At 37.0% G+C, this 16238-nt stretch carries 10 protein-coding genes and 2 pseudogenes; 6 read left to right on the top strand and 6 right to left on the bottom strand.

Annotated features, from left to right (window positions below; genetic code table 11):
• Window positions 1-110: 110 nt before the first annotated feature.
• Together HMPREF1514_RS06100 and HMPREF1514_RS06095 are read left to right on the top strand one after the other, a co-directional pair.
• Window positions 111-2660: pseudogene (locus tag HMPREF1514_RS06100) on the top strand (SEC10/PgrA surface exclusion domain-containing protein); the annotation flags it as partial.
• An 8-nt stretch (window positions 2661-2668) separates the two neighbouring features.
• Entirely contained in the window at window positions 2669-3400 is a 732-nt protein-coding gene (locus HMPREF1514_RS06095; protein WP_037598021.1) for a hypothetical protein, read from the top strand.
• Between the two features lie 155 nt (window positions 3401-3555).
• Here HMPREF1514_RS06095 and HMPREF1514_RS06090 read toward each other — a convergent pair whose 3' ends face one another.
• The 5 genes from HMPREF1514_RS06090 to HMPREF1514_RS06070 all read right to left on the bottom strand — a co-directional run bounded on the left by HMPREF1514_RS06090 (window position 3556) and on the right by HMPREF1514_RS06070 (window position 7845).
• The gene (locus HMPREF1514_RS06090; protein WP_037598019.1) at window positions 3556-4167 is read right to left on the bottom strand and encodes a Fic/DOC family protein; all 612 of its coding nucleotides are present in this window, start codon (window positions 4165-4167) and stop codon (window positions 3556-3558) included.
• Window positions 4160-4348 carry a hypothetical protein gene (locus HMPREF1514_RS06085; RefSeq protein WP_037598016.1) on the bottom strand — a complete coding sequence of 63 codons (189 nt, stop codon included), beginning with the start codon at window positions 4346-4348 and terminating at the stop codon, window positions 4160-4162. The genes HMPREF1514_RS06090 and HMPREF1514_RS06085 overlap by 8 nt, the downstream gene beginning before the upstream one ends.
• A 145-nt stretch (window positions 4349-4493) precedes the next feature.
• On the bottom strand, window positions 4494-5825 hold the full coding sequence (locus HMPREF1514_RS06080; RefSeq protein WP_037598013.1) for an MATE family efflux transporter: 1332 nt from the start codon (window positions 5823-5825) through the stop codon (window positions 4494-4496).
• Between the two features lie 4 nt (window positions 5826-5829).
• Window positions 5830-6423, bottom strand: a complete 594-nt coding sequence (locus HMPREF1514_RS06075; protein ID WP_037598011.1) for a TetR/AcrR family transcriptional regulator — start codon at window positions 6421-6423, stop codon at window positions 5830-5832.
• 846 nt (window positions 6424-7269) lie between these two features.
• A complete protein-coding gene (locus tag HMPREF1514_RS06070) occupies window positions 7270-7845 on the bottom strand; it encodes a TetR/AcrR family transcriptional regulator (RefSeq protein WP_003070620.1) in 576 nt (191 codons plus the stop codon).
• A 456-nt stretch (window positions 7846-8301) separates the two neighbouring features.
• On the opposite strand from HMPREF1514_RS06070, the pseudogene wecB reads away from it, so the two are divergent.
• From wecB to HMPREF1514_RS06050, 4 genes and pseudogenes are all read left to right on the top strand, one after another.
• Window positions 8302-9433: pseudogene (gene wecB / locus HMPREF1514_RS06065) on the top strand (non-hydrolyzing UDP-N-acetylglucosamine 2-epimerase).
• Between the two features lies 1 nt (window position 9434).
• A complete protein-coding gene (locus HMPREF1514_RS06060) occupies window positions 9435-10223 on the top strand; it encodes a hypothetical protein (RefSeq protein ID WP_037598008.1) in 789 nt (262 codons plus the stop codon).
• A 143-nt stretch (window positions 10224-10366) separates the two neighbouring features.
• Window positions 10367-11677 (top strand): glycosyltransferase family 2 protein, encoded by a 1311-nt coding sequence (locus tag HMPREF1514_RS06055; protein ID WP_037598007.1) that lies wholly within the window; start codon window positions 10367-10369, stop codon window positions 11675-11677.
• Between the two features lie 8 nt (window positions 11678-11685).
• Window positions 11686-12789, top strand: coding sequence for a glycosyl hydrolase family 8 (locus HMPREF1514_RS06050; RefSeq protein WP_003070614.1), 1104 nt, complete (start codon window positions 11686-11688; stop codon window positions 12787-12789).
• Window positions 12790-12851: 62 nt separating this feature from the next.
• Here HMPREF1514_RS06050 and HMPREF1514_RS06045 read toward each other — a convergent pair whose 3' ends face one another.
• Complete coding sequence (locus HMPREF1514_RS06045; protein ID WP_037598005.1) at window positions 12852-16061, bottom strand: LPXTG-anchored zinc carboxypeptidase; 3210 nt, start codon at window positions 16059-16061, stop codon at window positions 12852-12854.
• Between the last annotated feature and the right edge of the window lie 177 nt (window positions 16062-16238).

Genomic DNA, 16238 nt, shown 5'->3' with positions numbered 1-16238 from the left:
ATTTTTAATTATTATTCTAATTATACCGTCGGTAATATAGGAATTTGATTTTCAACTAATTAACCAAATCCCTTGTCTTACCTAGGTTTTAAGTTGTGTCCGGCACTTGACAAGCCCAAAAAGGGGTAGAAGCTGGACAAAAAGCAGTTGATACGGCTAAAAAAGATGTCAATACCGCCAAAGCAGCGCTCAATGGCACCGGGGAACAAAAAGCTCTTGATGAACAAAAAGCCGCCAACAAAGGCTTAGAAGATGCTAAAAAGGCAGAAAGCGATGCTACTCAAAAATTGGCAGCCGCTAAAAAGGCAGATGCCGACCGTCATACCCAAATCAAGGACTTGAAAGACCAAGCAACCACTCAAAGCAAAACGGCAACCGACACCGCAACCGATGCTGCTGCAAAAAAGGCAGCCGATAGCGCAGCTAAAGCGGACGTTAACACCGCTAAAAAGGCAGTAAAAACAGCTCAGGCAGCCCTTGACGGAACGGGTGCCCAAAAGGTCTTGGATGAACAAAAAGCCGCTGAGAAGGCTCTTTCTGACGCCAAAACCAAAGAAGTGGAAGCCGCTCAAAAATTGGACGAAGCCAAGAAAGCAGACGCCGATCGTGATGCCAAAATCAAAGACTTAACCACAAAAGAAGCAGAACAAGCTGTAGCTAAAACGGACGCCGAAAATGCCCTTGCGGAAGCCAAGAAAAATGCCGAAGCCAAGAAAGCAGCCAAAGAAGCAGCCGAAGCCAAACGTGATGCTTTACAGAAAGAATTGGATGCTAAGAAGAAGTTATCGACTATCACCGTACCACAATATGTGATTGATGCTTATAAGAAGTATTTAGATTCTGAACGTGAAGAAGCCGATAAAAATGCGCTTCAAGACGTCTTCAACAAGTGGATTGAGGAAGGTGCTTACGACATTGAACGTTATGGAAATGTACCAATTGATTCATCAACAGTTGATCCAGCTCATATGACACGGGAACAAGCAAAAGCCTTAACCCAATATTATGCCCACCTAATTACAGCGGTTCGTCGCCAATTCTGGGGTACTAAGGTGAAAACTTATACCACCGAAGAAGCGATGGATTATGTCCAAAAAGTCGCCGAGGCTTATGCCAAAGAAAACAAACCATGGTCGTCTGGTCACAGTCATGCCGCACTGGCTGCTGGTGAAAGACCTTCATCAAAATTGACATGGATGAGTGAAAATCTAAGCACACTTCGCAATCGCACTACAACCATGACCGAAATGTATCGTTTTATTGCAGGAACCATTATTGGAATGATGGTAAATGACTATCATAGCGATTTTGGTCATATGTCTAACATGCTTGGTAATGAACAAGATGATGACGTCATCGGTGTCGCATCCAGTGTGACCCCAAACGGACTTGGTCGCATGCACTATGTGGGATTCAGTGATAAATATGCCGGTCAAGCCCTACCAGACCCATATGACACGACGCAATTGGAAAAAGACTTGGCTCAAGCCGAAAGTGACTTTCAAGCAGCACTCACAGCCTTCAATGAAGCCAATGGGGTTCTGACTGCTAAACAAGCTGCTTTTGATGCAGCTCATCAAGCACTGAGCACGACACAAAGCGAATTGGCTACTGTACGCAACCAAGCGCTCCAAACACCTAGCGCTGAAATGGCACACCGTGCAGCAGTTGCAACGCGTACTAGCGCAGAAACCCGCAAAGCGAGTGCAGACAAAGCGGTTACCAACCTCAACGCATCGATTCAAGAAAAACAAATTGCATTGCAAAAAGCGCAAGCGGTCTTAGCTGCTAAAGAAGAAGCGGCTCAAAAGGCTGCGACCGCCCTTCGTGAAGCAGAAAGCAAAGCAATGGAAGCGCAACAGATGCTCAACGCTACCAAAGCCAAATTGGCAGCACTCACCGGGGTGAAAGACGCTACACCAGCGGCTAATGAAGCCCTTGAAAAAGCAACGACTGCTCGCAAGGATGCACAAGCTCGTAAAGATGCGGCAGACAAAGCGGTTGCCAACTTGAACGCATCTATCAAGGAAAAACAAGCAGCACTTCGTACCGCAGAACAAGCCTTGACGGCAGCTGAAAACAACTTAGCAACCCTGAAAGCAAGCAAAGCGAGTGAAGATGCCAAATTGGTAGCCGCTGAACAAGCGGTGGCAGCTGCGAAGAACATGGAAGCTAAATTGGCTGCGGAAGCGAGGGCGCTTGAAAGTAAGTTGAACGATCAACAAAACTTGCTGGCCATGTATAAGAATGCGGATAAGTTGCTTGGTGAAGCGGTATCAAAACAATTGGAAGCAAGTGCGAAACATAAGGAAGCCGTTGCCAAGACGTTAGAAGCGCGTAGTAAACTGGCGGAACTGTTAAAAGACCAAAAGGATGCAAATAGCCAGTATGAGGCGGTGAAAAAGGCTTATGAGGAGTGGGTTGCTTCTAAGAAAGCAGCAGAAGAAAAAGCACAAGCTCTTTCAATGCGTCAAGCTGCCAAACCAATGACCACAAGCAAAAAGATTCGCCCAACCATTCACTCAGGCTATATTTATAGCCGAGCTGACAAACAACTCCCACAAACTGGAGAAAAAGGTTCATGGCTGGCATTGATAGGTATGGGAATCTTAGCAAGTCTTAGCTTTGGTGTACGTAGAAAACAGAGAAGAAACGGATAAAGGAGTATATGAAAAAAATTGTAAAAGTAATCTGTTTAGCTTTATCTGTAGTAACGATATTGAGTGCTTGCTCCACGATACAAAAGCAATCAGAAACTGCTCAAAAGACAGAAAAATCAGCAACAAATGAATTTAAAAAACCAGTTGGTATTTATGAACATTTTAAGACAGCTAAAAATGAATTATGGTATAGAGTTTCAGAAGTAGATAAAAATAAAGAAATATCTGATATTTGGTTGGTGAATAAAGGTAAGGTTAAAATTTACTCTGTACCAGATAGTTTAAAGCTTGGAGATATCAGCAAAATGTCTGACAAAGAAATCATAAAACAGCTTTCAAAATGGTATGAGCAAGTCAAACAAGATTGGATTACATATTTAAAGGAAGCTACTTATCCTGAAGAGAAAGCTTCACTTGAGCACTTGCAGAAATCTGTTGGTAAAGATGTAATGAGTCAAGATTTGAAAGTAAACATTAAGACTGATGCCTCTGGTAATGAGACTATTGGTGAAAGATTTAATTATTTAGTATTTGAAGGACGGAATGCTTCACCCCAAAGACCTTTATATGATTATACTAGCTTTAATAGTGTTGGAAAGGCAACTATCTTTGATAGCCAATATACTACTTTTTATACATATGACTCTAACCGTGGTACATTGGGAGGATATTTAATTACAAGAACTACTAATCCTATTGTTATGGACTCTCCTAATACAAAAGGAGTTGAAGTAGACTAGATAAAAAGCAAGAATCGTCATTGATTCTTGCTTTTTTAAATTTTGAAGTTGCCACAGAACTACATGGTAATAACTAAAAATTGCCCGCATTCATTTTTGTGCAGTTGAGAATCTTTAATATATCATTGTAGCCTATGATGTTAAACAATTATTTCTTAAATTTCTATCAATATTTTACAAAGTAGTTCTTCTAATTTTCTTAAATCTCCATAGACTGTTCCATCCATATAAAGGTTGTAAACTTCATCATCTTGTTCCACTCGTATTTGTGCAGAATACCCTTTTGATAGTGCTAAGGAACGAATAACTTCTCGTTGAGTTCGTCCATTCCCTTCTCGAAAAGGATGGAAGTAATTAAGATTATCAAGAATTTGTGCTAATTGTTTAATAATCTCATCTTTTGAATTAGCAGTTTGATAATAGGTATGAATAAGGCGGTTTATATATGCTTGGGCAGTACTGAAAGATTGTATTGGCATAAAAGGATTCCCACTTTTTGAGATATTCACCTCGCGATATTGTCCCGCCCAAGCATAGACATCTTGAAATAAATATTTATGAATGGCTAAAATATCACTAATAGAATAGACTTCAATGGTTTTCAAGCGTAAGTCTGCAAGCCTTCTAGTAACGAATAAATGCTCATTCCGGTAAGCTTCTTCAATATTTGTAATATTTTGTTTGTTGATTAAGACTGTAGAATTTGGATAGGTATACTGGTGATTAGGGTCAATGTACTCGTAGCCTTCGTATTGATTTTTAACCAATGTTCAATTCCTTTCGTCTGTTGATAACATAAGTTTTTAAATCAATCACATCTTGAACGGTAGGTTCATAATTTTCAATCATTGATGACCCAATAGCATACCAGACGGTATCAAAATCTGAAAAGTTATCAAAGGGAATCCCTAAAATTGTTAATTTATCTTTATTTACATCAAGAGTCACGGTAAACCTCCTTGTATAGTGCTACTATTATTATATCATAAATTCGGTATGCTCACATTAAGGAATAGAGATTCCTTTCTTTTTATAATAAACAAGAAAAAACAGTAAACCTTTCGATTTGCTGCTCTTCTACATAATTTATTAGCTATTTCATTTTCTTAACTGTTGTAAAATATCTCTGCAATCCCAATAATATAACAATGCCATCAACTATAGGTATAACATACCAAATACTTTGTGCTCCAAATATGTGCGGAAGGAAAATCATAGTTGGAATAAATAAAATCACTTGCCTTAACATAACTAGAATACCAGCTGTTTTACCATCTCCAATCGCTTGGAAAAATGTCATAATCATAATCATTACCCCATAAACAATGAAAATACTATACATTATACGAAAGTTTGGAACCGCTAAAAGTAGTGTTTCATCAGACAATCCAAATAAATTAAGAATCTGTTTAGCAAATCCTTCTGCTGGTATCCAAAAACAAGCTGCCAATACGATTGAACTAATAGTAAAAACATTAAATATTTTTTTCACCCTATTATATTGCTTCGCTCCGAAATTGGCACCAATAGCGGGTTGTAATCCTTGACTCATTCCCCATAGCGGAATGAAAGAAAAAGCTTGTATTCTTAATGATACTGCCATAATGGCTGCTGATGTTTCTCCTCCATATCGAAATGCCTGACTATAAAGAAAGCTCTGTTGAATAATAGTAAGCACCTGCATAAGCATAGCAGAAACTCCTACCGAAAACATCTCTCCTGTTATTTCCTTTTCTTTTCTCATCAAACCAATTTTTACAGTTTCACTTTTTTTCTTAAAATACCAAAGCGTAAATACTGCTTGAATAAATTGTGCTGTTATTGTAGCAATAGCAGCTCCCTCGACTCCATGTTCTTTAAACATTATCATTAAAACCGGATCTAATACTATATTTATTCCTGCTCCCAATGACATAATTAACATGGCTCGTTTCATTAACCCTTCACCACGCATTACCATATTAGCTGCCTGTGCAAAATTCACAAATAGGGATCCAAGAAAAATAATTCGTAAATAACGAGTAGAAAGATCTAAAAGTTCTCCCTTAGCTCCAAATACCATAAGAAGCTGTCCGCAAAATAAAATACCTAATATTGTAACTATTGTTGACAATAACAAAACCCAAAAGCAAAGATTCCCCATAACTTTGTCAATGGTTCTTTGATTTCCTTCTCCAATTGCTCTGGAAAGTAGAGATGCCGACCCTACACCAATCAAAGTAGCAATCCCAGTATTGATGTAGGTAAATGGGGTAGCAATGCCTACTGCCGTCATGGCTTTTTCACCAAGTATTTGACCCGCAAAAATACCATCCATTAGCGGATATAAGCCAATAACAATCATTCCTAATATCGCAGGTAATGATAGCTTAATTAATATTTGTAATGGCTGCTCTGTTAACAGCTCTTTACTATTTTTATTCATACAATTACACCTCTTCTCTGTTTTCTATTAGAATGTCAATTATCATTTTTTTAAGAATGTGACGTTGTGAAATTAAATGTTCCCTGATTCCTAATGTCTCACAACCTAAAATGAAAGTATTAACCAAATCATTGAGTAGACTCCAAGATTCTTTAGAAATCTTCAAACATCCGTTTTCCTCTAACATTTGCTCAAAATCCCTTATATTACTATCCCTTATATCTTTATAAAGTTGTTGTAAGGTTTCATCTTCCTGCATCGACTGCAAGAACATAACATATATTGGAACAAATGTATTGCTGGAAAGTGCCTTATCAACAATTAGTTCAGCTAACACCTCTATACCTAAAGGTTTTGGAATTTCAGATATCTTTTTTTTAATAATATCTTCCCTATATTTACAACCTCGGATCATCATGTCGTAAAGAATTTCAGATGTACTTTTATAATGATGATACAATCCTCCTGCGGATAGTCCGGTAGCTTGTACTAAATCATGCATACTTGTGTTTTTATATCCCTTTATTGTAAAAACTTCCAATGCAATATTCTGTATTTCTAATTTTCTTTCATTTGCTGTTAGCCGTTCTCTTTTCATTTATCCTCCTTACCGATATATATGTCGGTAGGTATATCTTAACATTAACTAACCAAAATTGTCAATATCTCAAATAGGCAAGCTCTAATATAATATTTCCCCATAAAGAAAGGTTAAGCGTCTTTATATAATAACTAAGATTTAGAAATTCCAATGTTTCATTTGAATTTTAGGCAAAAGTTTCTTTTTTGAAAAGCAATATTTTCACCCCTAACTACAAATTTATCATCACTAATTAAAACTCCATCCTGCATTACATAAACCTTATCACAAATATATTTTAAATAACAAACCCTATGATATTTAGAAAACATGATTTATCGTATATCAAAAATAAAAAACACTTCATTTAACTGTTGAATAGATTGTTTCCTTATTAACCTATGAAGATATTTTAGATTTTGTAGAAAATCATTGATACAAAAAGCAAGTGACTGTTAGAAAGTCACTTGCTTTGTTTTTTAAACAATAATGGTGTGAATTTTGGTATTTAGCAGCTCAATTCGTGTATTTGTGGGGTAAAATTCACACCATTCAAATCAAATTAGTTAAAATTAGATGAAAATTCGCTTTCTGTAAATAGGGGAAAGCGCTGATTTTAAAGGGTTTTGAAATTTATTAAAACTAACTCTGTTCAAACCAGGTCTTAAGAAAGCTCGTAAAGCATCACAATTCTCAAAACGTTAAAAACAGCTTTACAGCAACGATTACAAACACCCAATGTTTACCTCATTGGGTGTTTTTTAGTGCATTTTTTGAAAAACTCACCTCAACTATTATTTTAATGTATTAGAGTTAGTCTAAAATGAAGAGACTGAACTGTTTGCTCAGTCTCTTTTGTGATAGCTAGTTCTCAGTTTTCTCTGACGATATGTATTGATCAATTGAGGTGTGAACGAGGGTTAAAAATTTTTCTTTGAAGATTTGTGGTGGGAGTGGATTTTCTTGGGTTATCCACACTTCAATGTTGGCAATCACATAATGAACCAGTAGGGAGATGATAAAGTCATCTGGTAAATCAATAAGTGATTGATTCGGTTTGATATTTTCAAGCGCCCATTTTGTATAAATCTTTTTTAAATAATTGGTCCAATGAGGGTCCATTGAGCTAGAATACAGCATCTTTAGCCATTTTCTATTTTCATAAAGGATAGGAAAAATTTTATCTGCAATGAAAAGAAAGGGGTCTTTATTTGTCAATGTACTATATTCTAAAAATGTCTCGTAAACAGGTTTATCGATACTATCATGAATAAATGCAATGATATCATCAATATTGTGAAAATGATGTTTGTAGATTGCTTGACGTGAAATACCAGCTTTCTTGGCGAGCTCGCTCATCGAAAGATTAGTTTCATCAGGATTTAGCATCGCTAAATCGTAGAAGGCGTCTAAAATTTTTTGTTTATTACCTTTCACCATATGAAAATACCTCTTATTTCTTTTTTAGTATAAAGAAAATAGAAAAAGATTTCAATAAAAAACTGTGGAATTGTTGGAATAATTTTATAGCATTTAATAAATACAAAATCAAAATATTTAATATCTGCTTATACAATGTGAAAGATAGTTGATATTTATAAATGATGTCGTAAAAGCTAAGCAAAAAGATTGATAAAATAGTTTAATTATGATGTAATAGCAAATGTGCAATTTTTAGCTTATGAGCATTTTACTGTTATGAAAATCTTAATAGCTATGTGATATTTTACATGGAGAATAGATTAAAATCATAAAAACTATATGCTAAAATATTGACGGTATAAATTTAAAGCGGTACAATATTAGTGTATAGTAGGGGTGGCTGTCTTATTTTAGCTAGGCGTTTTTATTTGTGTCATTCTGTTATAAGGAGGAAAACGTGAAAAAATAAAGGTAATGGTCGTTTTTGGTACAAGACCTGAAGCTATCAAGATGTCTCCACTTATTCTTCAATTGAAAAAACAATTAGAGAAATTTGAAACTATGACAGTTGTGACTGCACAACATCAACAAATGTTAGATCAAGTATTACAAACATTTAATATTGAACCAGATATTGATTTGAATATCATGAGAAGGCAGCAAACATTAACGGATATTACTGTAAAAATTTTGGCTAAGTTGGATAAACTTTTAAAAGAAATGAAGCCGGACATCATTTTGGTTCATGGCGATACAACGACAACATTTGCTGCAAGCTTGGCAGCCTTTTATAACCAAGTTCGAATTGGGCATGTAGAAGCTGGTTTGAGGATTTGGGAGAAGTATTCTCCATTTCCAGAAGAAATGAATCGCCAAATGACAGATGCAGTAATAGATCTTTATTTTGCTCCAACGATGCAAAGTAAAGTCAATCTCATTAAGGAAAACCATGATGAGAAAAACATATTTGTTACAGGGAATACAGCGATTGATGCTTTGAAATTAACTGTTCAAGAGCATTATCATCATGATATTTTAGCACAAATAGCACCAAATCGTCGTCTCATTCTCGTTACTATGCACCGTCGTGAAAATCAAGGAGAACCAATGCGGTCGTGTATTTAGTACTTTGCGGCAAGTGGTTGAAGCATATGATGATGTTGAGGTCGTCTATCCTGTTCATTTAAGCCCAGCTGTACAAGAAGTTGCATAGGCAATTTTGAGTAATCATCCTCAGATTCATTTGATTGAACCGTTAGATGTTGTGGATTTTCATAATATTGCAGCGAGAAGTTATTTCATTATGTCTGATTCTGGAGGTGTCCAAGAGGAATCCCCTTCTTTAGGAAAACCGGTGCTTGTATTGCGTGATACGACAGAGAGACCAGAAGGCGTGACTGCTGGGACATTGAAGTTAGTTGGAACAGAAAGTGAGAATATTCGCGAGGCTATGGAGACATTGTTGACAGATGAGACTGTTTATCATCAAATGTCTCAGGCTAGCAATCCATACGGTGATGGTAGAGCTTCTGAGCGGATTGTAGAAGCGATTGCGTATTACTTTGGTCGTGCAGAAAGACCAGAAAATTTTGTGATAGGAGAATAAGATGTATCGAAAAAGAGAACTGGAATGGACAATTGCTTTACTTATCTTGATTATCTTGGCAATTGTTAGTTATAGTTTCTATTTTGCGAGCAGTATTTTAAATATTGAAATTATTTTGATAGTTCTTGCGGTTTTGAGTGTATTTCTTTTACCAGATATGCTGCTCACTTGGTTACTGATCTTTAGCAGTGTATTGGCAACAATTTTTTTGGTTGCAGGTGTTGTGTATATACCAACAAATCAATGTTTTCTACTATTGATTACCTTTCCGCTTATTTTAAGCATATCACAACAAGTCAATGTTCACCGACGAACCTATCTTTCTATTGTCAAGGATTATACTGAGCAAGTAAGGGAAATGTATCAACATCATTTACAAGCTATTCAAGATGGACGAGAAGAAAGTTTACAAGCTTTATTAGTTCATTGGGCACATAATGATTATTTTCAACAAATTTATCCTAAAGAATTCCGTTGGATGTTGGTGCGGATCTATGTGACTTTAAAGAAATGTATGCAGGGAACAGGTGCTGTTTATTATCTTTCAAATGGGAATTTTCTCATTTTATGTTCGGGAGAAGCGCAATCTCCAGCAGAGATATTCCAGCACAATATGCTTGCTAAATTGTCTTTGCTTCGCTTTAAAACTAGTAAAAGTGTGCACGAAGTGCAGTATAAATCAGGCTATCTGTTGATTGATTCAGAAAATTGTGAAAAGTTTTTAAACTTTGATGATTTTGTTAAAAATCTGGACAGACAACTTGAAACAGACATTATTGTAGAATATTAGGAGGAAATTTGTGACAATCACCAATATTTTTTTCGGGGTAGCATTAGCAATTAGTATCTTTTTTACTTTATGCTTCGTTGTATTATTTATTTGCTATTTAGTCATTTACAATAGAGTAAATAAAAACTTTAAGGCGGTGAACCATGATTAGTCAGTTGATTATGATTATAACCTTGGTATCCATTTGGTTGTCCTTAATTTGGAGTCTAGTAACCTTGAGTTCTGGTGTTCATTTTTGGTTGAAACATAGTGATTTTAAAGTAGATGTTAGTCCTTTAAAGTATTATCCAAAGGTCACGATCGTCGTACCAGCTCATAATGAAGATGTGGTCATTGCGCAAACCGCAAGGGCTATTTTGGATATGAATTATCCTCATGATAAAGTTGAATTGCTTTTATTTGCAGATAATTGTGAAGATGATACTTATCAAGAAATGTTAAACGTAAAGGCGATGTCAGAGTACGCTACAAGAGATATTACCATTACCGATCGAAAAGGGACCGGAGGGAAAGCGGGTGTGTTAAATGACGCTTTGAAAATAGCTAAGGGCGATTATATCTGTGTTTATGACGCGGATGCTATGCCAGAGAAAAATGCTCTTTATTTTCTTGTTAAAAAAGTGTTGGAAGATCCTGAACGCCATGTGGCCTCTTTTGGTCGAAACAAGACACGAAATGCTAATCAAAATTTCTTAACACGTTGTATCAATCAAGAGATTGTCGTGACGCAACGAATTCAGCATGTTGGTATGTGGCATATGTTTAAAATTGGTCGTATTCCTGGTACAAATTTTATCATCAATACGGAATTTGTAAAAAGTATTGGTGGGTGGCGAAATGGCGCCTTGACAGAAGATACTGATATTTCTTTTAAAATTATGCAAAGTGGGAAATTGATTGCTTTGGCTTATAATTCTGAAGCTTTCCAACAAGAACCAGAGACAGTTAAAAGCTATTATATGCAGCGGAAACGTTGGGCTAAAGGAAATTATGAAGTTGTTATTTCAAATTTCAAGCATTTGTTTGACAAGAGCAATTGGCGCGTGAAATTAGAGGTGGCCTACTATTCTTGTGTCTTCTTCTGGTTTAATGCAGCGATTATTTTATCGGATATTGTCCTTTTGTCAAATGTGATTGCTATTATTGTTCATCTATTTGTCCCAAGTGTTCATATTCCTTTTACATTTGATTCAAGTAATATTTACATTGCGCAATTGATGTTGTTTAATTGGCTTTTGATGATTATGCTGTATCTCTTACAAATCAATATCTCTCTTGCTTCCCAATTTGGTCAAGCAACTTCTAAGCAGATTTGGTTAGCATTGGTATCTTATTTTACTTACTCGCAGTTATTTATTATTGTTTCAATTGATGCTGTAACTTCTGTTACATTGGACAAACTCTTCCACCGTGATGGAACCAAATGGGTTAAAACAAAGCGATTTGCAGGATAGGAGGAAACGTGAAAAGAACAAATTTAAGATATGTTTGGCTAGTTGGTATTTTATTGACATTAACTGCGATTTTTACTTATGTCAGAATAAATAGTACAGGTCATTTAAAAAGTCAGATTTCTCAACAATGGTTAAAAGGTTATGTTGTTCGACAAAAAGATCAAGCTTATGTAAAAACAACCAACAATAAGAAAAAAGATGTTGTCTTGTCTGAATCACAAGGCTATGGAATGGTGATTGCTGTTGAAGCTGCAAAACAAAGGAATGCTAGCCTGAAAGATTTTGAACGTTTGTACAATTATTATTTGGCACATCGTATAAAAAATACGCAGCTGATGTCATGGCGGCAAACGGTTAAGAATGGCATCGTTAAAGCTGAAACTAATAATGCAACTGATGGCGATCTTTATATTGCATATGCTTTGATTCAAGCAGCTAAACTATGGCCACAAAAGGCTGCCGTTTATAATGCGCAGGCCAAGGCAATTTTGAAGGATATTTTGACTTATAATTATAACAGTACAACAGGAGTGCTGACGGTTGGAAATTGGGCAACTTCAGACTCAAAATACTATCGTTTAATGCGAACATCAGATGTTCTTCCAGCTCAATTCCAAGCTTTTTACAAGTTGACAGGTAATAGGCAATGGTTAAATATCAGATCAAACATGCTATCTAAATTGGAAATGATGAGTGCTAAAACAAAAACAGGTCTACTTCCAGATTTTCTTTGGGTGGAGGCAAATACGGTTCGTGCAGTTGAGAAAAAGTCGGTCGCTTCTAAATATGACGGTGATTATTATTACAATGCTTGTCGTTTACCTTATAATTTAGCGCAAAGTCAGGATAAACAAAGTCAGAAGATTTTAGATAAAATGATGAATTTCTTTATGAAACAAGAGATTCTTTATGCAGGCTATACTTTGAAAGGAAAAGCGCTAAATAATTATCAATCTGCCAGCTTTGGTGCTCCAATTTTTTATGCGGCTAATCGAAATTCGGCATATCGCAAACTGGTTCAGCAGAACAAATATATCTTTATGCAAGATTTGTCAAAAGAAAATTATTATGAAGCAGCAATGATTACTCTTGTTGCGCTAGATGCTTTATAAAATAAACTTCCTCGAATATTAAATCCGAGGAAGTTTTAAGTTATAGTTATAAAAGAAGATACTTATTCTTCTTTTTTCTTTAAATGGAGCAAGTAGCCACTGACAAGAATGAACATGCTAGCAATGATGAGATTGCTTTGGCTTTCTTTATTTCCAGTTTGAGGAAGTTGAGCTTTTTTAGCAGTGCTCATCATTTGAGGTTGAGGAGTGTAGCGTAGGGTTGTAGCTTGAGCTGCCTGAGGTTTTTGATTGATGATCTCAACAACTTCAGTAGAAGGTTTTTGTTCTTTCTCAAGATCCTTCAGTTGAGCTAATTGACTGCCAAAGATAGCATTGGATACCCAACGGTAGAAATGAATAGTATGCAGACGATTAGTTGGATTTCCAGCATAGATGAACATAGGTTGGTCTTTATAGCTGCCGGAAATCGCAACAATTTTATTAGCTAAGTTTTCATTTCCTGGCCACCAACCAGCAATGTAGTAGTCGCCACCTGCAATTGTTGCCAAAGTCTTGAAATTGGCAGGAACCTTGGCAATCCAGTTTCCAGAATTAGAATAGAAGAGGCCATTCTTATTGTAACCACTGGTTAGCGGATCTGCATCATCAATGATAGCTTTCATCAGGCCTTCGTAATCACTACCACCTTTGAAATGTTCCGCATCAAAGCCACTAAGGACACCGAGTTTTTCAAGGCGTTGCATAGCAGTGCCCCCAACTATGATTGTCGGTTTCAAACCGAGAAGAGACTTGTCAAAATTATCGCTTTCTAGAACAATCACATCAGCTTCTTCAGGGGTATTGACAATATCAAATCCCAAATTCTTCAAAGCAAGAGCAGTATGAGCAGGAGTATCTACACCAGCCCAATAATATTGATGAGGCGGTGCATAAACTTTTAAAGCTTTTAAGGCTTGACCTTGAGGAACTTTATACAGTGCATCTCCATAAATTGCAAAGTTGTTCAGCAGGTTGGCAAAAGTAGGAGTATCTACGATATAGCCGTCATCTGTCAAATAAACTTTCTTACCGTCTCGGATTGTACGATTGACAGCGCGAACGGCACTTTCTGAAGTATTGGCAATGACATAATACGGTGCTTTGTGGTCAATTTCACTGGTTCGAGTAGCACGAAGAGCAGTTACTTCACCGAGTTTACCGTCAAAGAGTTTATCTTTGAAGACAGCTACAGCCTTAAAGCCTCTCATATCTGGGAAATTAACCAGCAGTTCTGCATACATAGCAGCCCAAGCAGATTCGTTGGAACCCTTGTAGAGGATATGATTGGCATAGCCACGTTTGGCTTGCGCCATGTCAACAACTAAATCGCCTTTCTTATAACCGCCAGTATCTTCCTTCAATTCTTGAATGACAACCCCATTTCTCTTGAAGTATTCAATCATATTAAAGGCTTGTTGAGAGTCATTGGATTTGTCAAGTTCCATTGGAATGACATAGTAATCAGGGAAGAATTTCTTTTGTCCATGTTTGATACGACCGACTACTTTACCGTCTGGTCCAACTAATTCATTTTCAGCTTTTGGATCTTCAACCTTGTTGATGCCACGGAGATAGAAGTTGAGGCGCATTTCCATGAGTTTATCAGGATCTTGGGACAGGTAAGAGATACCTCCAAGGACAGCGTGATAACCAGCTTTATAGGATTCTTGATTGCCCTCAGGGATTTCAACGGTATGTCCTAATATTCCGTGGTACATAGCATAGACACCAGTGTAGCCAGAGAAGGAGTCATCCCAGCCATCGCCCCAGTCTAGTTTAGGAATGATGTAGTGGTCATACTTGGAATTGGCAACACCGGCACGGCCCATGTGGTGGGCATTTTCCAACATATTTTTTGACAAAAGGTCATATTCAAAGTTTGGATCGTGCGGTGGAGTAGCTGGCTCAATCAGGAAGTCCTTGACAAAGCCGTGGATGTCGTAAAGTGCAATTGGATTCCATTTGTTGATGAGTCCAGCAACAGTCCGGGTTTCTGGGTTGGCCTGATAGCTAGTATCGCGGTTTGGATCGATTCCGTTAGCTAGGGCACGGGTATTGGCAACATCTCCGTCAGGATTTTCAGTAAAGTCAAAGAGGAAAATGAATTTCTTGAGGAGTTCTTTGACACTGAGTGTGACAGTCTTAGCATTGCCGTTGGCATCAGTGGTTTGGAAAGAAATTTGATCTTTGGTCGCAAAAGTATTGAAGAGTCCAGTGATGATATCGATAGCAGGTTGTTCATCGGCGTGGGTATTGTTGATAAGGACTGGAAGTTTATAGTCCAGCGTACCATTTTTCAGAGCTGCTAACATTTCAGCTGGTTTAGTGAGAGCGAGTCGATTAGTTGTATTGAGATAGTCGTCAATGCTTTTTTGATCAGAACTGATGATACCGAGTTTAACTGGACGTCCTTGAGCGCTGGTACCAATGTTTTCGATTTTAACAAGCCGATCATTTTTAGCTTCTTGTCGACTTTTTTCAATAGCAGCTAACATTTCTTCGTGAGTATGGAAGTTTTCATACGGTCGGAAAACAAGTGTTTTTCGAATCGTCAGACCGGATTTTTCGTTTGTTCCAACGAGTTCATGGTTTCCGATAAATTGCCGATAAGTTCTGCGGATATTATTTGGTGTCCGCAGGCTTAAGTCTTGACCAAATAGCTCATTAAATTTAAGGGAAACTTTGAGGTCATTTCCATCAGCTTTTTCCTCTACAGTGACAAATGGGTCGCCTGAGAAGGTTCCATCAGCCATCTTCCAAGTTTTCCACTCACTAATCGGCTTGTTATCTAATTTCCAGGTAATCTTACCAGCTTGAGCTCCCTGTTCCTGCACAGTATCAGTAATTGTAGCTTTTTCAGACATATGGACTGTACTATCAGTTAATTGGACCTTCTTTTCTTCTGTTCCAGCTGCTCGTGTTTCTGTTTTTGCAGGTGTTGCAGGCGTCTCTATTCCGGATTCGTTTGTAGTAGAAGTTGGGCTGTCTATTGAAGGAGTGTTTTCCGATTTCTGTGCTTCTTCTTGATGGGTTGTTGTGGGAAGCTGAACTCCAGTTGATGAAGAATCTGGCGTTACATTCGCTCTAGTTGCATTTGTTTCCGTACTTGCCTTTTCGGCAGGAACTACTGTTTCTGTCTTGTTAGTAATAGGCTTCTCCGTGCTATCTTGCGTATCTGCAGCAGCATTTCCTTGCGTTAAAACTGCAACAAGAACGGCAGCTGATAAGCTGAGAACATTTGTGTACAACCGTTTCTTATATGAATTTTTCATAAGAAACCTCCTTTATTATTTGAAGTATACAAAGGTAGTATACCAGGAAATGTAAACGATTTCAAGGAAAAATATAGATAAAAAACAGAAATATGTATAAAACAATAGATATGTAATGAATATGAGTGGAAACAAAAAATTATGATGAATGTAACAGAAAACGTTTACAAAAAACAG

Source organism: Streptococcus sp. AS20 (assembly GCF_000524255.1).
Lineage (GTDB): Bacteria > Bacillota > Bacilli > Lactobacillales > Streptococcaceae > Streptococcus > Streptococcus constellatus.
This window is presented reverse-complemented; position numbering and strand designations above follow the sequence as displayed.

Coding starts and splice junctions, on each gene's coding strand:
- HMPREF1514_RS06075 (WP_037598011.1), bottom strand. CDS start 6,423: ATGAAAAGAGAACGGCTAACAGCAAATGAAAGAAAATTAGAAATACAG.
- HMPREF1514_RS06070 (WP_003070620.1), bottom strand. CDS start 7,845: ATGGTGAAAGGTAATAAACAAAAAATTTTAGACGCCTTCTACGATTTA.
- HMPREF1514_RS06095 (WP_037598021.1), top strand. CDS start 2,669: ATGAAAAAAATTGTAAAAGTAATCTGTTTAGCTTTATCTGTAGTAACG.
- HMPREF1514_RS06080 (WP_037598013.1), bottom strand. CDS start 5,825: ATGAATAAAAATAGTAAAGAGCTGTTAACAGAGCAGCCATTACAAATA.
- HMPREF1514_RS06045 (WP_037598005.1), bottom strand. CDS start 16,061: ATGAAAAATTCATATAAGAAACGGTTGTACACAAATGTTCTCAGCTTA.
- HMPREF1514_RS06055 (WP_037598007.1), top strand. CDS start 10,367: ATGATTAGTCAGTTGATTATGATTATAACCTTGGTATCCATTTGGTTG.
- HMPREF1514_RS06060 (WP_037598008.1), top strand. CDS start 9,435: ATGTATCGAAAAAGAGAACTGGAATGGACAATTGCTTTACTTATCTTG.